This is a genomic window from Pseudomonas sp. LBUM1673 (assembly GCF_059695645.1).
In genome coordinates, this window is the sequence record NZ_CP166780.1 from 4,500,467 (window position 1) to 4,519,620 (window position 19,154).

The 19,154-nt window shown below is 57.9% G+C and carries 18 protein-coding genes and 2 pseudogenes; 3 read left to right on the plus strand and 17 right to left on the minus strand.

What is annotated here, in order from left to right; all coding sequences use genetic code 11:
- Positions 1-96: 96 nt before the first annotated feature.
- The 7 genes and pseudogenes from ACA044_RS20735 to ACA044_RS20765 form a co-directional block, all read right to left on the minus strand.
- The gene (locus ACA044_RS20735) at positions 97-522 is read right to left on the minus strand and encodes a glycine zipper domain-containing protein (RefSeq protein ID WP_497443053.1); all 426 of its coding nucleotides are present in this window, start codon (positions 520-522) and stop codon (positions 97-99) included.
- Between the two features lie 154 nt (positions 523-676).
- A pseudogene (locus ACA044_RS20740) lies at positions 677-2,009 on the minus strand (IS4 family transposase).
- A gap of 114 nt (positions 2,010-2,123) precedes the next feature.
- The gene (locus ACA044_RS20745; protein ID WP_497443054.1) at positions 2,124-2,486 is read right to left on the minus strand and encodes a bacteriocin; all 363 of its coding nucleotides are present in this window, start codon (positions 2,484-2,486) and stop codon (positions 2,124-2,126) included.
- A gap of 347 nt (positions 2,487-2,833) precedes the next feature.
- A complete protein-coding gene (locus ACA044_RS20750; protein ID WP_223487598.1) occupies positions 2,834-3,028 on the minus strand; it encodes a hypothetical protein in 195 nt (64 codons plus the stop codon).
- A gap of 161 nt (positions 3,029-3,189) precedes the next feature.
- On the minus strand, positions 3,190-3,510 hold the full coding sequence (locus tag ACA044_RS20755) for a YbjQ family protein (protein WP_007902143.1): 321 nt from the start codon (positions 3,508-3,510) through the stop codon (positions 3,190-3,192).
- 179 nt (positions 3,511-3,689) lie between these two features.
- Positions 3,690-4,220: a DUF2867 domain-containing protein gene (locus ACA044_RS20760; protein ID WP_497443055.1), complete on the minus strand. Its 531-nt coding sequence runs from the start codon at positions 4,218-4,220 to the stop codon at positions 3,690-3,692.
- 415 nt (positions 4,221-4,635) lie between these two features.
- Positions 4,636-5,256 carry a DJ-1/PfpI family protein gene (locus tag ACA044_RS20765; RefSeq protein WP_149629619.1) on the minus strand — a complete coding sequence of 207 codons (621 nt, stop codon included), beginning with the start codon at positions 5,254-5,256 and terminating at the stop codon, positions 4,636-4,638.
- A 126-nt stretch (positions 5,257-5,382) separates the two neighbouring features.
- Here ACA044_RS20765 and ACA044_RS20770 point away from each other — a divergent pair, with 126 nt between their 5' ends.
- Positions 5,383-5,937 (plus strand): TetR/AcrR family transcriptional regulator, encoded by a 555-nt coding sequence (locus tag ACA044_RS20770; RefSeq protein WP_497443056.1) that lies wholly within the window; start codon positions 5,383-5,385, stop codon positions 5,935-5,937.
- A 454-nt stretch (positions 5,938-6,391) separates the two neighbouring features.
- Here ACA044_RS20770 and ACA044_RS20775 read toward each other — a convergent pair.
- The 5 genes and pseudogenes from ACA044_RS20775 to ACA044_RS20795 form a co-directional block, all read right to left on the minus strand.
- Positions 6,392-7,553, minus strand: a pseudogene (locus ACA044_RS20775) (IS3 family transposase).
- Positions 7,554-7,793: 240 nt separating this feature from the next.
- Positions 7,794-9,380, minus strand: a complete 1,587-nt coding sequence (locus ACA044_RS20780) for an MFS transporter (protein ID WP_497443057.1) — start codon at positions 9,378-9,380, stop codon at positions 7,794-7,796.
- Between the two features lie 10 nt (positions 9,381-9,390).
- The gene (locus ACA044_RS20785) at positions 9,391-9,819 is read right to left on the minus strand and encodes a DoxX family protein (RefSeq protein WP_497443058.1); all 429 of its coding nucleotides are present in this window, start codon (positions 9,817-9,819) and stop codon (positions 9,391-9,393) included.
- Between the two features lie 63 nt (positions 9,820-9,882).
- Positions 9,883-10,536: a hydrolase gene (locus tag ACA044_RS20790; protein ID WP_076030320.1), complete on the minus strand. Its 654-nt coding sequence runs from the start codon at positions 10,534-10,536 to the stop codon at positions 9,883-9,885.
- Positions 10,537-10,645: 109 nt separating this feature from the next.
- Positions 10,646-11,536: a LysR family transcriptional regulator gene (locus ACA044_RS20795; protein WP_497443059.1), complete on the minus strand. Its 891-nt coding sequence runs from the start codon at positions 11,534-11,536 to the stop codon at positions 10,646-10,648.
- 148 nt (positions 11,537-11,684) lie between these two features.
- On the opposite strand from ACA044_RS20795, the gene ACA044_RS20800 reads away from it, so the two are divergent.
- The gene (locus tag ACA044_RS20800; RefSeq protein ID WP_497443060.1) at positions 11,685-13,118 is read left to right on the plus strand and encodes a mechanosensitive ion channel domain-containing protein; all 1,434 of its coding nucleotides are present in this window, start codon (positions 11,685-11,687) and stop codon (positions 13,116-13,118) included.
- 135 nt (positions 13,119-13,253) lie between these two features.
- Here ACA044_RS20800 and ycaC read toward each other — a convergent pair whose 3' ends face one another.
- The 4 genes from ycaC to ACA044_RS20820 all read right to left on the minus strand — a co-directional run bounded on the left by ycaC (position 13,254) and on the right by ACA044_RS20820 (position 17,499).
- On the minus strand, positions 13,254-13,880 hold the full coding sequence (gene ycaC, locus ACA044_RS20805; protein ID WP_497443061.1) for an isochorismate family cysteine hydrolase YcaC: 627 nt from the start codon (positions 13,878-13,880) through the stop codon (positions 13,254-13,256).
- Between the two features lie 69 nt (positions 13,881-13,949).
- Positions 13,950-15,788 (minus strand): amidohydrolase, encoded by a 1,839-nt coding sequence (locus tag ACA044_RS20810; protein ID WP_497443062.1) that lies wholly within the window; start codon positions 15,786-15,788, stop codon positions 13,950-13,952.
- The gene (locus ACA044_RS20815; RefSeq protein WP_497443063.1) at positions 15,785-16,420 is read right to left on the minus strand and encodes an antibiotic biosynthesis monooxygenase; all 636 of its coding nucleotides are present in this window, start codon (positions 16,418-16,420) and stop codon (positions 15,785-15,787) included. The genes ACA044_RS20810 and ACA044_RS20815 overlap by 4 nt, the downstream gene beginning before the upstream one ends.
- A 155-nt stretch (positions 16,421-16,575) precedes the next feature.
- Entirely contained in the window at positions 16,576-17,499 is a 924-nt protein-coding gene (locus ACA044_RS20820; RefSeq protein ID WP_497443064.1) for a LysR family transcriptional regulator, read from the minus strand.
- Positions 17,500-17,792: 293 nt separating this feature from the next.
- Between ACA044_RS20820 and ACA044_RS20825 the strand changes: the two genes are divergently transcribed.
- Positions 17,793-18,248, plus strand: a complete 456-nt coding sequence (locus ACA044_RS20825; protein ID WP_497443065.1) for a helix-turn-helix domain-containing protein — start codon at positions 17,793-17,795, stop codon at positions 18,246-18,248.
- Positions 18,249-18,293: 45 nt separating this feature from the next.
- Here ACA044_RS20825 and ACA044_RS20830 read toward each other — a convergent pair whose 3' ends face one another.
- Positions 18,294-19,118, minus strand: coding sequence for an alpha/beta fold hydrolase (locus ACA044_RS20830; protein WP_497443066.1), 825 nt, complete (start codon positions 19,116-19,118; stop codon positions 18,294-18,296).
- Between the last annotated feature and the right edge of the window lie 36 nt (positions 19,119-19,154).

Consider the following 19,154-nt stretch of genomic DNA (forward strand, 5'->3'; position numbering starts at 1 on the left):
GTTCGAAACGTCCTACACCCAAACGTTCCAGAGCCCTACCGACAGAAACGAAAAACCCGGCGCTGGGCCGGGTTTCTACTGTCACTCGATATCGAGTTAGCGATGCTTGTACTTATTTTTATGCTTGTGTTTGTGTTTGCCGCCACCGGAATGTGAGCTGCCGCTGTCATTACCCAGGTTGCTGCCCACCGCGCCACCGGCTGCACCGCCCACGCCGGCACCAATGGTTGAACCGGTGGAGCCGCCCAGGCTGTTGCCGATCACCGAGCCGCCCGCCGCGCCGACACCGCCGCCAATGGCCGCTTCTGTCCGACTGCCCTTGCGCGCACCGACCGCGCTGCCTGCCGCACCGCCGACGCCAGCACCCACCGCTGCCCCCGTGCTGCCGCCCAGCTGCCCACCGACCACGTTACCCAGCGCACCGCCAAGACCACCGCCCACTGCAGCGGTGCCGTCGCCGGCCGCCATTGCACCCTGAGCAACCAAAAGTCCCAAAACCACCGTGGACAATGTCAAACGCATGATATGAACCTCTAATTTCCGCATCGGGGGAAGAACGTGCCGCGGATAAGCCTCAGCCTGGCCAGAAAACCAGATACCGACTGTACGAGATTTGAGCCACACGCGGGAGAATCGTTCCAAAACGAAAAAGCCCGGCATCAAGCCGTAATGCTGTTCACTTAAGCGGAGCAGCCTTACGGTCCACTGGAAACCGGGTTTTTGAGATTTTCACTGTCCTTGGCCTCGAAGGCCTTGGGCGGTGATCCAGAAACAATCCTCCGATACCTGCCCTTAACTCTGCTAAACGCCTTCCTGTCGCTGAAACCGGATTGGCTGCTGCCATCACGATCAATTGCACGGCAATGTACTGGCAGGCCGGTTTGAAACGGATGTCCGACGGTGCTCGGCCAAACGCCACCGCCGCCTGACTGGCTTCTCGACGAATCACGTTGTATGCCAGCAAAAGCCCCCATACCTCCTGATAGATCAGATCGACTTTTTTGCTACGCAAGGTCATCGCGTTCTGTTGCATCGAGCTCTTGATGTCCCTGAAGCCCAATTCAATTTCCCAACGCTCCTGATAAAGCTTGGCAACGGCCTTGGTGTCGTAGGTGTTGGCCGGCAACGACGTCATGACGGTCTTTAGCTTGCCTTGGATTTCATAGCTGACTTCGCGTGCCTCCCAGTGTGTTGGAAGAGCCGGGTTTCGCTTCCTGGCCTGCGGCGAGACTTTCATGCGCACCAAACGGTCGTGTTGGCCGTAACGGGTCGCTTCCTCACAGACCATGCCTTTTTTGGCCGGGATCAACCAATGACGGTTGGTCCCGGCGTTGCTCAGGCTCGACAGCATTTTAGCCCCCCAGAACCCCTTGTCGAATAACGTCACCGAGTGGTCGGGGACCTGCTGCAAAAACTCGTCGGCCAAGCGCATTTCACTGCGTCGGTAAGGGCTCAATTGAGCATCCAGGATCAAGTGCGAGCGTACATCCATCAACGCCACCAGCCGCATCATGGGAAACGGTGTCTGGCGGTCGGTCGAAGTATTTCCCGAGCCGAAGTGATCCCGAAGCTCGGGCGTATCCGCAGTGCGCAAGAGCGCACCGTCTACCGCGAACACCTGCAGGTCGTGCCAGGCGTCACCGCTATAGCGCTCTGCCCCCCCATTGGGTACCCGTCTTGCGGAACAACCACTCAACGGGATCGGCGCCGAGCCGCTTTCGAGCTTCGGTTACACCGCTACGGGCCAACAGGTGGTCGGAGGCCAGACCTTGGGCGCAAATGTTCAAGCGTCTGGCCACCTCGTGAACGGGTTCGTCACGAAACAGCGCCATGCCGAGCACCAGCCAAAGCACTTGGTCAGCAGGCAAGCGACGTCGGCGAATGGTGGCCTGACTGGAAAGATCCAGCGCAGAGGCTACCCACTCAATGGGGATGTTTTGGGTAAAGGTGCTCAGGTCGCAGAAGTTGAAAAGGTCGCCGAGGTCGAGCAGGTCCTGTTGAACAGACATAAAAAATCCGATGCCAGAGGTCTGGCATCGGATTTTCGGATAAGCCCAGCTAGGACTCAAATGCTTAAGTGAACAGCATTAGGCATCAAGCCGGGCCTTTTCAGCGGATCAGGATCAGTGGCGCTTGTGGCCTTTGGACAGATTGCTGCCCACACCGCCGCCCAATGCACCGCCCAAGCCTGCGCCGATAGTGGAACCTGTCTTGCCGCCCAGGCTGTTGCCGATCACCGAACCGCCCGCCGCGCCGACACCGCCGCCAATGGCCGCTTTGGTGCGGCTGCCTTTACGTGCGGCAACAGCGCTGCCGGCTGCGCCAGCACCAATCGCGGCACCGGTGCTGCCGCCCATTTTCTGGCCGACCACATTACCCAACGCACCACCCAAACCACCACCGAGCGCAGCCGTGCCGTCACCGGCAGCCATCGCACCTTGAGCAACCAAAAGGCCCAGAACCAGAGCAGGCAGTGTTAAACGCATCACAAGAACCTCAAAAAAAAGGGGTACGGAAAGGCCGGAGATTGAATGCTTTAGAGGAGGCAAAGTCCAGACACAAAACCGGAACAACCTCGCCATTGGCGACGGTTGGACAGCGTTTATGCAAAAGGTTTTATGACAGGCAAAAAAAAGCCCGCTGGGGAGACGGGCCAGGGTACTGCTTTCTAACGGATGAGCTGAGCCTACGTAGGCCGGTGTGAAAAGTTTGTGAAAAAACCACCAACACTCGAAAAGTTGTAGGACATTTTTCGTTATTGCCACCGAGCCCGCTTTCTACCCTTCAAAAACAAGTAACCCCGCTCGATGGCGGGGTTCATACGGCTAACTGTTTACTTCCTGGAAGGCGCCCCCAGCTTGGGCATGAATTTTGATTTAGGCCCTCGAGTTCGAGGCACTGCCGATTTGATTTTGTTGATTTTGATACGGTCTTCACCGAAGCTCGGCACATAGTCCGTCTGACCACACTGCACGCAATTATTGATCGGAAACTCTGCCCCGTCGTCTTCGATATACGGCTCAGTCATATCTTCGCTCCTCTCAAGCGGGTCGATACCGGCAAGCCCTATTTGCCTGAGAAATATCGACCACCCAGGATTTTGAGACTAGTTGGTCATTCCCAGACTTGTGATTCCGATCGTTACATGCCCGACGAATGGCCAGCGCTTGCCTCAAGCCCCTTCCCTGACTACCTCAGCTTGACCGCCGTCCCGGTCACAAACACCACCACCATCCCGCCCTTGCCGGCCGGCATGCTGATCTCATAATCAAGCCCCACCACCGCATCCGCCTGAAGCGCCCGCGCCCGCTCCTTGATCTCGTCGGTCGCCTGAATCCGCGCATCCTTCAACGCCCGCTCCAATGTCTGAGAACGCCCACCGAAAAAATCCCGCATCCCGGCGAACAAGTCGCGAATCACGTTAACGCCCTGCACCGACTCAGCGCTGACGATGTCCAGGTAAGCGGTGATTTGCCGGCCTTCGATGGTGTGGGTAGTGGTGGTGATCATGGGGAGTTTTCCTAGAAGAGGTATAAATGTCATTACGTGTCGCATCAGTCCATCAGAGACTTGTTGGAATAATGAATCTTAGAGGCCTAACGTTTGACATGAGAGACTTGGCCAGGCTTGCCAGAACAGCCTTTCGATGGAAGGGTTAGACCTCAGGGGGGCACACAGCGCTCTCAGCCTTAGGGGCAGGTAGCCAGAGGCCAACCGACGCGCGCTGCACGGAGGAGGCTGGCCTTAACAACCAAGCGGTGAAATGGGGCAATAACGAAGATGTAGGCCCGGCCTAGACGGTTGTGGCACTGGACCACGGTTGAAAAAACGAGTTGGCGACTGCCTTCTGGCTCTGCCTCTCCAGAACATAGGATCGATATCCGGAAGTCGAGGTGCTTGTCGTCCTCTCCCAACACGATTTCAGTCTGGTTCGTGCTGTAGACCTTGAAGACTCCAATCCGATTAGCAAGTGATGCCAAATATTTGGCTGTCTTGAGACCAAAACAGGCAACGATAGTGTCTCGGACTTTCATGAGCCATCCGATCCAGGATGGCTGGTGGGAAAGGATGAATCGAGCTAGCAAATCTGGATTGCTAGATGTGCCCGCAGGGAGCCGAATCGCAAAAGCGTCCGCTAGGTGCATCGACTTATAAAGGTGGGTGATGCCGGACCTCGAGGGGACTGGCACGGACATAATGAGCTCAAATTCTCGGGGCATCGGGGATCTCTCCTGAGTTCTAACTACTAATTAGACGACATGCCATGTCGCGTTTCTTGTTGCGATGGTTTGTCGTATAACGCTCCTTGTCGCCCTGTAAGTGCTTGTCTAGCTTAGAAGTGACGGTTACCGACTTTCAAGCCGGACAGGGACAACCGCGCTCACTGCTCATTCCCAAGCACACGAGGTATCTGCATAGTGGAGGAATCTCGCTGTACAAGCGGCTCTTTTTCCATATTGCGGCGTGCCTACTTAGGCTAACAGGTACGTATTCAAGTGTGGAGGTCACGGCAACTCCAGGTTCCAGGCGCAGTAGCGCACCAGGAGCGGAGCTCGCATGGGTCGTTGCGATGCCGTCCGGATAACCAATGTCCACGCCTTGATGAGGTCCAGAGCCTCGCTGAGCGAGCATGGATTAACTGGATGTTGTTGAGGCGCCAACTTCTCCTTGTCGGATACTGAGCCCGATCAAGGCATCATAGAGCTCTTGCTGCCCAGCTGGCAGAACAGGGAGCAACGTCGCACGGCGCTTGTCGACATCGAACCAGGATTCAACCAACCATCCCACCAGATAGAGCGCCGAAAGGCATCCGCCAGCGGTTGCAACGTTCCCCTGGCATACAAGAGGCTGGTCCATGGGCTCAAGTCCCAGAGCTTGCAAGCTCGATCGTGCATCCGGGTGTGTAGTTGCTTGGCCGCTGAGCAGCCCAAGCCGTTCGAGTATGAAAGCTCCGGCGCATATGGAGCCGATTCGCTGGCGTCTGGAGTCAAGTTCAAACGACGGCAGGAAATCTGGGGCGGCAAGTGCAGCGGGTATCCCTTCCTTGCCGCTGACGAACAATACCGCGTCGGCACTATTGGCCTCGGAAAGCGGACCGTGCACCGAAACAGGCAGGCCGTGCGCCGATCGCACGATAGAGCTAGAACCCAATATTCGGACGTGCCAGTCCTCAGTGTTGCGGCCTAAAATGTCCCACATCAGGAATAGGTCGATATCAGTGAATTGGTCGAAAGCAACCAGAACGATTTTCTTCAAGGCGAGCTCCATGAAAAGTGCTGGCGTGCAAAACGCAACGGCCATCTTTGCTGGTGTTCGCAGCGTATCAATCGGTTGCGCACCATACACAGTCTGTATGGCGCTAAATATGGAGCGAAATAACTGGTGAGAAAACTAACTCGTAACCATTGGATCGCGGCTGGTTTTGAGGCCCTCGACCAAATAGGGCATATTGGCGTTTCGGCCGAGAGTCTATCGCGCCGATTGAATGTGACCCGCGGATCGTTCTATCACCATTTCCGCAATCGCGAAGACTTTGTCCGCACCTTGCTGGCCGCTTGGGAAGAAGACTACACGGAGCGCATGCTCGCTTATGCGGCGCAGGGTCGTAGCGCGGGCGAAACCTTGAAACGCTACTTGAGTATTGCCGCTGAGAAACAACCTGGGCGGGAAGTTTCCATCCGAGCCTGGTCGCTGCACGATCCGTTGGTAGGCGAGTTTCAGCATCGTGTTGACACAAGACGACTGGACTTCGCGATACGGACGTGCCGCCGCTTGGTCCATATGCCAGGCGAAGCAGAAGTGATTGGTCAGGTGGCCCATCTGTGCCTGATTGGTGGTCAACAGGCAGGGCTGCGGCGTGATGCCGCTCGCTTCAACAGTTTCCTGCATCGAGCCTTTTCACTTTTCGAAGGGGCTCTTCCACCGTGGCGGGCCTAAGTCATGAGCTAAATTGGGTAACTGAATAAATAGAGGTCGCGTGCCACTGCAAATGTGTTTGGGGTAGGGACGTCGCTACCAATCTGCAACGCTTCAAGCCTTCGCGCGCTATAGCAATGGCGATTAATGGAGACCTCGCATCCGTCTTAGGGAAGTATGCTGATAAGATCGAGCATGCAACGGATGTCATTGAATTGCGTCGCCTACAACGGGAGTCATCCCGTAAGGCTATAAGGTCGACGAACGTCCTACGTCTGGAGCACGACCAATCATGGCCTTTTACACTTGAGGATCATGTGGAGCACTTCCTCCGGCTAGCACCGAAGATGAGACCTGAGATCGAGTATTTTTTAAAGTACGCCAAAAATCCAACCTCAACGGCAGCTAAATTCTCGGCAGCACTCAATTCCTTCACCGAATGGCTGCTTGAACGCCATTCCCTTCAATGTAGTGGTCAACTAATCCCGGACACGACGTTAAGTTTTTCTTCGGCCCGAGCTGGCGCCAGCCCACCGTTGAATTGATGGGGTCGAACCCAGTTGTACCGATGCATCAAGAAGTGGCTGATATCGCGCTGGGCTTCTTGAGCCGTTCTGTAACCCGTGGTCGGTATCCATTCCGTTTTCAAGCTGCGGAACACGCGCTCCATTGGCGCGTTGTCCCAGCAATTCCCCCGGCGACTCATGCTCTGGCGCATGCGATAACGCCACAGCCGCTGGCGAAATAAACGACTCGCATACTGCGACCCTTGATCCGAGTGAAACAGCGGGCCCTGAGGTCTTCCTCGTTGCTCGTAAGCCATATCCAGCGCCTTGATAACCAGATCGGCGTCCGGCTTTCCGACAACGCCCAGCCCACCACCCGGCGCATGCAAAGATCCAGCACGACCGCCAGGTAATGCCATTTCCCCTGGGCCCAGATGTAGGTGATGTCGCCGCACCACACCTGGTTGGGTGCCGGAACATCGAACTCCCGATTCAAGATGTTCGGGATATCCAACCGTTCAACCGTCGCTCGTTTATAGGCATGTGATCCGGGCTGTTTACTGACGAGGTCAAGCTCGCGCATCAGGCTGCGCACTTTGAATCGACCGAGCTGCTCACCGTCGTCACGCATCAGCGACAGGATGCTGCGGCTGCCCGCAGCACTGCGACTTTGCGAGAACAGCTCGCTCACCCGGCTGCGCAACCGAAGCCGTTCGACATCAGGCGTTCGGCGCCTAAGGTGCTGGGCGTAGTAGCACGAACGGGTGACTTCAAACACCTTGCACAGCCAATCAACCGGCTCATGGACGCTCAGCTGATTGATCAGCGCGTACGCTCGTGATCTTCCGACATCAAGAGCGCGGTAGCCTTTTTTAATATCGATTTTTCCCGTTCAAGGCGGGCGATCCGGACTTCCAGCTCCTGGATTTTCTGCTGTTCCGGGGTCAGCGCTTTGCTCTGCGGAGTGACGCCTTGGCGCTCCTCCTGAACCTGATCAACCCAGCGGCGCAGGGCCGACTCGCCGACGCCGAGTGAACGGCTGGCTTCGATGTAGCTGTAGTTTTGCTTGAGTACGAGGTCGGCAGCCTCGCGTTTGAATTCAGCAGAAAAGGAACGGCGTTGTTTGGTCATTTGACACCTCGATCTGGCGAGCATTCTCACCTAAATGGGTGTCCGGTTTCATTAGACCACTACACTCCGACAGAACACTATGCCTGGAGCCTGCGCCTTGATCCATACGACAATTGTGCTGGGGTATTAACGGCAACGGAGGTGAAACGCCCGCATTCACTGGATTTCGTTGCTTCGAGACTATTCAAAAATGCATGAGTAGCACTCAAGAATCTATTGCAACTGAGTGAGACTAACCCGTCAGCCTTTGAGCAGGTGCCGAATACGTACAGGCTTTCCAGCGATATGAAAGCGCCGAGCGGCTGATTCGATTTTCAACTCTGCGCGAGTGACTCTACTGTGATGGCGTAGATGATCGTGCCAGGACTCGTCAAAAAACAGCTCAATCCACAGTTGCGGATTTTCGGTGTCCTGCATCAATTGCCAGGAAAAAGAACCATTGCGCTGCCGCATTCTGCGCACCTCTTCCATGGCCTCTTTGAAGGCATCGGCATCCGCCGTGTCAATCTCATACTCGACCGTGATCATGACTGGCCCACGTTCACCATCAACGTCGACATTAATCAACGGTTGAGGCCAATGCAGCGAAGGGGCCAGGTCTTCTGCGCTCAGCGCAGGCAGTTTGACCCACCAGCCCAACTCCACTCCCACCACCATGATTACGGCGGCAAAACTCAGCGATATCGGGATCGAAAGCCAGCTGGCGATCAGCCCCCATATCACACCGCCCATGGCCATGCTGCCAAAAAAAGTCAGAATGTAGACCGCCAACGCCCTGGCCCTTACCCATGCAGGTACCGATGTTTGCGCAGACACCTGAAGGCTGGACAATACCGCGATCCAGGCAGCACCACTGATGAGCATCACAGGGATAAGCAGATAGAAATCTTGAATCCATGCCAAAGCCAGCAATACTGCCGCATAGATAAGGCTGGCCGATGCCACCAGCAGATTGACAGCAATATGACGACGAATTCCGGGCAGAAACATTGCGCCCGCGACTGCCCCGATCCCGACACAACCGAGCAAGATCCCAAATTGCTCAGCGCTGCCCTTCAGCTCACTTCGCACGATCAGTGGAAGCAAGGACATACCGGCGCTTGCGCCCAGAAAGAAAGCGAGGGCGCGCACCAGAACTCGCTGCAGGTGCCGTGAACTACGGGCATAGCGCCAACCCACACGTATAGCGCCAAACAGGCGTTCTGCCGGCAATACGGTCTGTTGTGGCGTACGATGCCACAAGGCGAGCACCACGATAATGCCAAGGAAGGACAGGGCATTGACGGCAAATGTCGCCCATGGCCCTACCAGGCTGATGATGATGCCAGCGATGGCCGGTCCGAGTGCTCGAGCAACGTTGATCCCCACGCTGCTAAGCGATATCGCGGCGGGCAGATCGCTGGCTGGAACCAACTCGGGTGTCAGCGCTGACCATGCTGGCATGGTCAGCGCTGTTCCGATCCCCATGGCCAGTGTAAACAGGAGTAAAAGCGTAGCGCTCATCAGGTCCGCAAAGGTGATCAAGGCGAGCGCAAGTGCAATGACGGCCATTCCTGACTGGACAGCCAACAGGTAACGTCGTTTGTCGATGATGTCGGCCAGCGCGCCAGCGGGTAGCGCTAGAAGGAACATAGGAGCGGCACCAGCTACTTGTACCAGAGACACCATAAAAGGACTGGCCGACAAGGAGGTCATCAGCCAGCCAGCACCGACTTCATGCATCCACGTCCCTATGCTGGATGCAATGCTGGCGAGCCACAGACTGCGAAACAGTCCATGGCGAAGCGGTTGCCAGGCCGAAGTTGTCGGTGCCTGCTCATTAGTCACCTTTTTATCCCTACAGTTTGCTCAGGAGTGGCCAGCGATGCGACAGACTCGTACTCAATGCCAATCTTCCAGATCCTCCAACAAGAATCGTCGAGTAGATGATCAGCAGCAGCCAGGCGAACTGGCCCTCGGCCAGGCTCCACTCGGGATGAACCCAGATAACCGATACAACCAGTAAAAATAGAATAGGCAGTGTCGCAAGGCGCGTCAGAAGTCCCAACGCGATGAATATCGGACAAAACACTTCCGAGAAAATTGCCAGAGACAAGGTCAGCCGAGCCCCCATGCCAAACGGGTCTTCGATCAACCCCAGTTCGTGCTCAAAATTGAAAAGCTTAGGCAATCCGTGCACCAGCAACAGCATCAGTACACCTGTGATTCGTAGCCAACACAGCGCCACATCCGGTGCAGTCGTCGTATTCACATAAGATGTGGACATGTTCCATTGCTTCCTCTCAAGGAATGCGCCTCATCCCCCATCAGGGAAGAGGCGCCATACAGATCAGTGACCTTCCGATGCGTTAAACATGGTTTTGGCATAAATCAAACCAAGACCATAAGCACCACCGTGAGCGATAGAGGTTTTCACCGTCTCGTTGTAGGTGTCGCCGCGAGCCCAGTCACGCTGCAGTTCCAGGAGGTATTGAAGCGAGGTCATTGGACGCGCACCTGCTTGAATCATACGCTCGATAGCGCGCTCATGAGCCTCATCTGAAACGTCGCCACACGCATCGCAAATGACGTATACCTCAAACCCTTGGTCAAGAGCCGAGATCGCGGGTCCAACAATGCAGACCGAGGTCCAGAGACCGGCAAGAACGATTCTGCTGCGACCGATCTTATTCACGGCGACGGCTATACGCTCGTCCTCCCAGGTATTCATGCTGGTCCGGTCAATCAGCTCCTGGCCGGCGAAGACTGAGGTAATCTCTTCAAACATGGGGCCCGAAAAACTTTTTTCGGCGACGGTGGTAAGAATGGAAGGAACGCCAAACTCCTTCGCTGCTTTCGAGATCAGTGCAGCGTTATTACGGAGTGAGACAGCGTCGATAGATTTAGTCGCAAATGCCATCTGTGACTGAAAGTCGATCAGAATCAGAGCGTGGTTGCCTGGATCAATCAGGCCTTTGCCTGGTGCTGCTTTTGCGGTTGCCATAACACTTCTCCAGATACGTTTGAGAGGCGTTATTTTCGGCTTCGTTGGAACAGAGGGATTGTATGGATGTGCGAATCTGGAAAATTTGTGCTGATGGGCGCTGCTGTAGTTAAAGCCCGCCCTCGGCCAGCCGTTCACGCAAGAACTCGATCAGCGCCTGCACCGGTCGCGAACCCTGACGATGCTGCGGATAGACCGCCGATAATGTCAACGGCTCAGGGCGCAAGTTGTCCAGCACCGGCACCAGCCGCCCGTCCTTCAAGGCCGAACCGAGAATGAAGGTCGGCAAATAAGTAATGCCCATGCCGGCGATGGCCGCGTCCTTGAGCAATTCACCGTTGTTGACCCGCATCCTTCCGGTGACGTTCACGGTCAATGGTTTGCCCTGCCCTTCGAAACGCCATTGCACCTGACGACCGTGGCCGTAAGGCAGACAGTCATGACTGTGCAAGTCTTCAGGGTTGACCGGCGTACCGCGCTCGGCCAGGTAGGCCGGGCTGGCGCAGTACACCCGCTGGATGGAGGCGAGGCGTCGGGCGATCAGCGTCGAGTCTTCCAGCACGCCGATGCGCAATGCCAGGTCGTAGCCCTCATTGAGCAAGTCCACCGGACGATCACTCAAGTCCACTTCCACCGTGACGTCGCGATAGCGCTGCAAAAACACCGGCAGCAGGCCACCCAAGTGCGCCATCGCGAACGACAGCGGCGCGCTCAAGCGAATGGTGCCGCGAGGCTCGCTGGTCTGGCCGGCGATGCCCTGCTCCACTTGCTCGACTTCGCTGAGCAGGCGCAAGGCCGACTCGTAATAACTCTGCCCCAGGGGCGTGGCGTCCAGCCGCCGGGTCGAGCGATTGAGCAGCCGCACACCGAGGCGCTCTTCCAGTTGCATCAAGCGTCGGCTGACGAATTGCTTGGACAGCCCCAACTGATCGGCCGCCGCGGTGAAACTGCCGGAGTCCATGACCTGGCAAAAAATACGCATATCTTCAAACGGGTTCATTGTCACGACCTGGTTGACAGTCAAACACTTTATAGCCGCTTTTTCCCGTTTCGGCACCCTATTAATCTGTGTTCACGGTGCTGCCAAGCCTTGATTCAAGGGACCGGGCGCGCTACCCGCCCCTTCCTTTTTTCGCCCGGAGTTCCCCATGTCCATTGTCTACGGTCATCCCTTGTCGTGGAGTGCCCTGCTGCTGGTGATCGATGCGCTGCTCTGGCATCTCGCGCCGTTCAAGCATCGCGTCACCCGGGTCGGGCTGCGTCTGGGTCTGTTCCTGATCTTCAGTGCGATCATCATCAATACCGGCGTCAGCCCATTGCAGGCTCCGGTGTTTGCCGACGACCGCGTTGCGCAACTGGGGGCAACGGCCCTGGGGGTTCTCTGGTGGCTGTACGCCGCGCGGGTGCTCACCGAAGTCATCGGTCTGGTGCTGATGCGACGCATTGGCCACAGTGGGCGGTTGCTGCAGGATGTCATTGGCGCGCTGGTGTTTTTGATCGCGATCGTCGCCGCGGCCGGCTATGTGCTGGAGCTGCCAGTCAAAGGCCTACTGGCGACCTCCGGGGTCGTGGCGATCGTCGTCGGTCTGGCGTTGCAGAGCACGTTGAGCGACGTGTTTTCCGGCATCGTGCTCAACACCACCAAACCCTATCAGGTGGATGACTGGATCATGATCGACGGCACCGAAGGCAAGGTGCTGGACATCGACTGGCGTGCCACCCACCTGCTCACCAGCGCCGGCAGCACCGCGGTGGTACCGAATTCGGTGGCGGCCAAGGCGAAGATCGTCAACCTGAGCCGGCCGAGCAACATGCACGGAGTATCCATCAGCATTCAGGTGCCCAACCACATCCGCCCGCGTCGGGTGCTGGACGCACTGGATCGCACCTTGCAAGGCAGCAGCAGCCTGCTGCTTTCCCCGGCGCCTAAAGCGCTGCTCAAGGAGGCCGGTGAAACCATGTCCGAATACGTGGCCAGCGGTTTTATCGCCGAGCTGGGCAAAAAAAGTGAAGTGCGCAATCAACTGTTCGACCTTGCCCATCGGCACCTGGAAGCGGCGGGTATTTCCCGGCAGCTCGACGGTGTGATTGAACCGACAACCCGTGCGCGTGCGTTGCTGGATGAGGTGAAAATCTTCCGTTCCCTGGGCGAGGACGAGCGTGATCAGATGGCCCAATCGATGGTTGCGCAGCAGTACGCGGCGGGCCAGGTGCTGCTGGAATTGGGAGAAGTGCCGGACAGCCTTATGGTCATCGCCACGGGTGTGGTCAGCGCGACAGTGCCTGACGGCGCAGGGCAAACCGAAGCCGGGCGCATGGGGCCGAGCGAGGTGATGGGTGAACAGAGCATCCTCACCGACACACCGTCCCAGGCGACATTCACGACATTGACCTCGTGCATCATCTACCGGATCGACAAGTCCCTGACCCGTGAATGCATGGAGCAACGCGTCGAGGTGGGTCGGGCGTTGAACAAGCTACAGGCGGTTCGGCAACAGAACAGCCGGTTGGCGTTGATGGCCAAACCGGTGCAAATCAAGAAAGGGGGCTTTCTCAGTTGGTTGCAGAATCGTCAGGCGTAAAACACGACCCTCGTAGGAGCGAGCCTGCTCGCGATGGCCTCCAGAACGCCGCGTTTATCCAGGAAACGCGCGTTACCGTTAACGACCATCGCGAGCAGGCTCGCTCCTACAGGGGAAGCATCTGCCTGAATGGGCTTACTTCGACGTCAGCGCCGAGTAGCTGTTCATCAGGTTGCGATAGTTCGGAATGCGCGGCGACAGCAGGTTCGCCAGGCCTTCCATGTCGTTGCGCCAGTCGCCTTGCAGCTCGCACGCCACCGAGAACCAGTTCACCAGCTGCGCACCGGCCGCGGCCATGCGCGCCCAGGCAGCCTGTTGCACGGTTTCGTTGAAGGTGCCCGAAGCGTCAGTGACCACGAACACTTCAAAACCTTCAGCCAAGGCCGACAAGGTTGGGAAAGTCACGCATACGTCAGTCACCACACCGGCGATGATCAACTGCTTGCGGCCGGTGGCCTTCACGGCTTTGACGAAATCTTCGTTGTCCCAGGCGTTGATCTGGCCTGGACGCGGAATGTACGGCGCATCCGGGAACAGCTCTTTCAACTCAGGTACCATCGGGCCGTTCGGACCGTTTTCGAAGCTGGTGGTGAGGATGGTCGGCAGTTTGAAGAACTTGGCCAGGTCCGCGAGGGCCAGCACGTTGTTCTTGAATTCGTTGGGCGAGAAATCCTGCACCAGCGAGATCAAGCCGGTCTGGTGGTCAACCAGCAATACAACGGCTTCATCTTTGTTCAGACGTTTGTACGGAACGTTGCTCATGTGAAACTCCTCGGTAGTTGGATGGTGCTTATGACGCCGGCACGCTTGGCCGGCGCTTTTTTTTGATCGTCAGAAGGCAAAACACGAGCAGCCAAAGGCGCCCCAGAAACCGGCGAAATCGCTGACCGGCGCATTCGACAGGCGCGCCCGCTCATGGCTATGGGAATGCACCGCGCACGGCCCGCTGCAGTGGTGAACCTGAGCCTGCATCGGCGAAGTCGGACGCCAGTGACCCGGCACCTTGACCACCGGCGACCAGTCCGGCAGCACCGGCACACTGGCAGGCCCGAGTTTTTCGAAATCACCGGCGGCGTATACCACCTTGCCACCAACCACGGTCAGCACCGACTCGATCCACTTGATGGCCTCTTCTTCGACGCTGAAAAAGTCTGCGGTCAGAGCCACGACGTCCGCCAGTTGGCCGATCTTGATCTGGCCTTTCTTGCCCTGTTCGGAGGAGAACCAGGCGCTGCCGTGGGTGAACAGTTCCAGTGCGGTCTGGCGGGACAGCCCTTCGCTGTGCAGTTCCAGGCCACCGACGGTGCGGCCGCTGACCATCCAGTACAGCGAAGTCCATGGATTGTAGCTGGACACCCGCGTCGCGTCGGTGCCGGCGCCGACCGGTACACCTTCGGCCAGCATGCGCTTGATCGGCGGCGTCGCTTCGGCCGCCTTGGCGCCGTAACGCTCGACGAAGTACTCGCCCTGGAACGCCATGCGATCCTGAATCGCAATGCCACCGCCCAGCGCCCTCACCCGCTCGATGTTCTGCGGGGTGATGGTTTCGGCGTGGTCGAAAAACCACGGCAAGCCATTGAACGGGATATCTCGATTGACCTTCTCGAACACGTCGAGCATGCGGCTGATGGATTCGTTGTACGTCGCGTGCAAACGAAACGGCCAGCGCTGCTCGACGAGGTGGCGGACCACCGGTTCCAGCTCGTCTTCCATGGTTTGCGGCAGGTCCGGGCGCGGTTCGAGGAAGTCTTCGAAATCCGCCGCCGAGAACACCAGCATTTCACCGGCCCCGTTATGTCGCAGGTAATCGTCGCCCTGGTGCAGGGTGACGCTGCTGGTCCAGTTCTTGAAGTCAGTCAGCTCTTCCTTCGGCTTCTGGGTGAACAGGTTATAAGCAATGCGAATCGTCAGTTGCTGGTCCTTGGCCAACTGCTCAATGACTTGGTAATCATCCGGATAATTCTGGAAACCACCGCCGGCGTCGATAGCGCTGGTCAGGCCGAGACGGTTGAGCTCGCGCATGAACTGACGGGTCGAGTTGATCTGATACTCCAGCGGCAGCTTCGGCCCTTTGGCCAGGGTCGAGTAGAGAATCATCGCGTTGGGACGCGCCACCAGCATGCCGGTCGGATCGCCGTTGGCGTCGCGCACAATTTCGCCACCCGGCGGGTTTGGTGTGTTGCGGGTGTAGCCGGCAACCCGCAATGCGGCGCGGTTGAGCAACGCGCGATCGTACAAATGCAAGACGAACACTGGCGTATTGGGCGCAGCCTGGTTGAGTTCTTCCAGGGTCGGCATGCGCTTTTCCGCGAACTGGAATTCGTTCCAGCCACCGACCACCCGCACCCATTGCGGCGTTGGCGTGCGATCGGCCTGGTCCTTGAGCATGCGCATGGCATCGGCCAGGGACGGCACGCCTTCCCAGCGCAGTTCGAGGTTGTAGTTCAAGCCGCCACGAATCAGGTGCAAGTGCGAGTCGTTGAGCCCGGGGATCACGCAGCGGCCCTTGAGGTCAATGACCTGGGTGCCCGAACCGCGCAGGGCCATGGCTTCGGCATCGGTGCCAACCGCAACGAAGCGACCGTCGGTGATCGCCACCGCACTGGCGAGGGGTTTTTCACGGTCAACGGTATGAAATTGGCCATTGAACAGAATCAGATCGGCGTTCATCGCGTTTCCTCAGGTGGAGTGGAATGAGGCTGTCCGGCTTCCAGCCACGGCGCGAACAGGCGCGTCGCCCAGGGCATGAACAGGTACACCACCGAAACCACGATGGTCACGGTGATCAGAAAAGTGGCGACCACGTAATTGGACAGAAAGGCATTGAGCTCGAGCAGCGGGCCCCAGATCAGCGGCACCAGCAAGGTATGCGGCAGGATCACCAGCAACGTCACCACGGACTGCTTCCAGCGCGGCGGTGGCGAACCGGCATCGTCCTGCGGTGCGAACCAGAACTCCTTGACCGGATTAACCTCGGTCTGGTCCCCATCCGCCAGCATCGGCGCGGCTTCGTTGATCAGCTCCAGCCGTTGCGGCGAATCGAGCCAGCGCTGCATCGCCTCGGTTGAGCAGAAACGCAGCACGCAGGTGAACATGTCCAGGCCGGCGTTCTTGCCGCGAATCACATCCACCCCCAAATGCCCCTCGCTCTGCCCGGCAATACTGACTATCCGCCGCAGCCAGGCTTCATAGGGCACTTCAAAACCGGCTTTGACCCGGTGTTTGACGACCAGGGTCACGACTTCTTCGAAGCCCCGAACCGGGCGGGTGGTTGCAGGGTCGGGGCGATTGGAATCAGGCATAACGGAAGGCTCCGGCGAACCAGCACGAATGAAAAACCACCGGCGTTGATGCGCCGGGACTTGATTCGATAGTGCCGGTGTGAGGGAGGGAAAAATTGAACGTATGTGCTCTCTTTACGAGCGTACTCTCAAGGTGCGGCCAGGATTTTTTTCCCCTACGAAGCCGGAATATTCAGAGGCTCAGACATGAACTGACTAATCCGCGACCGCAACCATCGCTCCGCTGGATCATTATCATGTACCCCGCTCCAGGCCATCGACAACTGCGCCTCATCGATGGGAAACGGCGGATCTTCGGCTCTCAAGGCACAGCCTTCGACCAGCGCGCAGGCGGCGTAGTCGGGAACCGTGGCGATCATTTCGGTGCCGGCGAGCAACGCCCGCAAACCACTGAATTGCGGAACCCCCAACACCACGCGCCGGGTACGACCGACCTTGGCCAGGTCGAGGTCGATATTGCCGCTCAGATCGCCGGAGAACGACACCATAGCGTGGGGTCGCCGGCAGTATTCATCCAGCGTCAACTCACCAGGCCGGTTGTCACCGCGCAGCACTTTGCAGGCAATATCCCGCAGCTTCTTGCGCTTGGCATTGGCCGGCAGTTCGGTGGTGTAACTGACTCCTACTGAAATCTCCCCGGACGCCAGCAACGCCGGCATCAGCAGGTAATTGGCCCGGCGCACCACCACAATGATCCCCGGCGCCTCCTTTTGCAGTTGGCTCAACAGCGGCGGAAACAGGCCAAACTCGGCGTCGTCCGACAGACCAATGCGAAACACATCACAACTGGTAGCCGGATCAAACTCCTTGGCCCGGCTGACCGCCCCGGAGATGGTGTCCATCGCCGGTTGCAGTTCCTTGAGAATCGCCAGCGCCCGCGCCGTCGGCTCCATGCTGCGACCGTTGCGCAGCAGCAATGGATCGTCGAACAAATCACGCAACCGCCCCAACGCAGCGCTCACGGCCGGCTGACCCATGAAGAGTTTTTCGGCGACCCGGGTCAGGTTTTTTTCGAACATCAGAGCCTCGAAAATCACCAGCAGGTTCATGTCGACGCGGCGCAGATCGTTACGGTTCATAGGCACAGTCTCATTGTGTTTTCAGCCAGCCACGTCTGCCAGACTTTACTCGATCTTCGGCACTTTGGTCCCCGATGTTGCCCTGCCCTGCCCGCTCGTAATTGTAGCAATGTGCTGAGTAGGCGCAGATTTTCGCTCGCCGTTAACAGGAGGAATTAACAACGTTTAACTCGCAAGCCAAAGCCCTGCGACCAAGAATGAAGCCCTCTGCGCATACCTGTTTTTTCCAAAAGGGATGGTGCTGACCCACCGTGCAGTGCGCCAGCGCATTCCCACCGACACGGACATTTGTCATGGCCCACGTTCAGCATAACGCCGCCCGCGCGTCAGCCACGCAAACGCGAAAAACCACCACTGGCGGCCTCACTCCCTGGCGGGAAAGCCTGGTCAAACAATTGATCCTCGACCGCCTCAGCGAAACCCTGGAAGTCACCGAACTGGCCCAGGCCTGCGCGCTGTCCCGCAGTCATTTCTCCCGTACCTTCAAGTGCAGCACTGGCCTGTCACCCCAGGACTGGATTCGTCGCCAGCGCATCGCCCGGGCCAAGCAACTGATCCAGAACACCGACCTGACCCTGACGCAAATCAGTCTGGAATGCGGCTTCTGCGATCAGGCGCACTTCTGCCACATTTTCACCCGCAGCGAAGGCATCACGCCTTTCGCCTGGCGCTGTCAGGCAGTGCGATCCGCCTCGCCCACCGCAGCACTCGCCGCCCCCTCATATACCACTCAAATTCACGCCCAATGAAAACGCCGAGCGGCATGACCGCTCGGCTTTCAGGGATGACGCCAATCAGGCCTTGATGAACGCCAGCAGGTCGGCGTTGAGCTGATCCTTGTGAGTATCAGTCAGCCCATGGGGCGCGCCGGGGTAGATGAGCAGTTTCGAGCCCTTGACCAGTTTGGCCGAGGCGATGCCGGAGGCTTCGATCGGTACGATCTGGTCAGCGTCGCCATGCACCACCAGGGTTGGCACGTCGAACTTTTTCAGGTCTTCGGTGAAGTCGGTTTCGGAGAACGCCTTGATGCAGTCATAAGCACTCTTGTGACCGGCGGTCATGCCTTGCATCCAGAACCAATCGATCATGCCCTGAGAAGGCTTGGCGTCAGGCTTGTTGAAACCAAAGAACGGCCCGCTGGCGACGTCTTTGTACAGCTGCGAACGGTCCGCCAGGGACGCCTGACGCAGACCGTCAAACACTTCCATTGGCAGGCCGTCTGGATTGGCTTCGGTCTTGAGCATCAGCGGCGGCACCGCGGAAATCAGTCCGGCCTTGGCGACCCGTCCGGTGCCGTGTCGGCCGATGTAGCGCGCCACTTCGCCGCCGCCGGTGGAGAAACCGAACAGCACCGCGTTTTGCAGATCCAGCAGCTCGATCAACTGCGCGAGGTCGTCGGCGTAGGTGTCCATTTCATTGCCGAACCAGGGCTGACTGGAGCGGCCGTGACCACGGCGGTCATGGGCGATGACCCGGTAGCCCTTGGATGCCAGGAAGATCATCTGCGATTCCCAGCTGTCGGCATTCAACGGCCAACCGTGGCTGAAGACGATGGGCTGACCGGTGCCCCAGTCCTTGTAGTAAATCTCGGTACCGTCGCGGGTGGTGAATGTGCTCATGGCGATTGCTCCTTAATTAAGGGGTCGGGGTGTTTG

Excerpts from the sequence above, each read along its gene's own strand:
- ACA044_RS20760 (WP_497443055.1), bottom strand. The coding sequence starts at position 4,220 with ATGCCCCGAGAATTTGAGCTCATTATGTCCGTGCCAGTCCCCTCGAGG.
- ACA044_RS20750 (WP_223487598.1), bottom strand. The coding sequence starts at position 3,028 with ATGACTGAGCCGTATATCGAAGACGACGGGGCAGAGTTTCCGATCAAT.
- ACA044_RS20825 (WP_497443065.1), top strand. The coding sequence starts at position 17,793 with ATGGCCCACGTTCAGCATAACGCCGCCCGCGCGTCAGCCACGCAAACG.
- ycaC (WP_497443061.1), bottom strand. The coding sequence starts at position 13,880 with ATGAGCAACGTTCCGTACAAACGTCTGAACAAAGATGAAGCCGTTGTA.
- ACA044_RS20795 (WP_497443059.1), bottom strand. The coding sequence starts at position 11,536 with ATGAACCCGTTTGAAGATATGCGTATTTTTTGCCAGGTCATGGACTCC.
- ACA044_RS20745 (WP_497443054.1), bottom strand. The coding sequence starts at position 2,486 with ATGCGTTTAACACTGCCTGCTCTGGTTCTGGGCCTTTTGGTTGCTCAA.
- ACA044_RS20800 (WP_497443060.1), top strand. The coding sequence starts at position 11,685 with ATGTCCATTGTCTACGGTCATCCCTTGTCGTGGAGTGCCCTGCTGCTG.
- ACA044_RS20790 (WP_076030320.1), bottom strand. The coding sequence starts at position 10,536 with ATGGCAACCGCAAAAGCAGCACCAGGCAAAGGCCTGATTGATCCAGGC.
- ACA044_RS20735 (WP_497443053.1), bottom strand. The coding sequence starts at position 522 with ATGCGTTTGACATTGTCCACGGTGGTTTTGGGACTTTTGGTTGCTCAG.
- ACA044_RS20830 (WP_497443066.1), bottom strand. The coding sequence starts at position 19,118 with ATGAGCACATTCACCACCCGCGACGGTACCGAGATTTACTACAAGGAC.
- ACA044_RS20815 (WP_497443063.1), bottom strand. The coding sequence starts at position 16,420 with ATGCCTGATTCCAATCGCCCCGACCCTGCAACCACCCGCCCGGTTCGG.
- ACA044_RS20755 (WP_007902143.1), bottom strand. The coding sequence starts at position 3,510 with ATGATCACCACCACTACCCACACCATCGAAGGCCGGCAAATCACCGCT.
- ACA044_RS20785 (WP_497443058.1), bottom strand. The coding sequence starts at position 9,819 with ATGTCCACATCTTATGTGAATACGACGACTGCACCGGATGTGGCGCTG.
- ACA044_RS20820 (WP_497443064.1), bottom strand. The coding sequence starts at position 17,499 with ATGAACCGTAACGATCTGCGCCGCGTCGACATGAACCTGCTGGTGATT.
- ACA044_RS20810 (WP_497443062.1), bottom strand. The coding sequence starts at position 15,788 with ATGAACGCCGATCTGATTCTGTTCAATGGCCAATTTCATACCGTTGAC.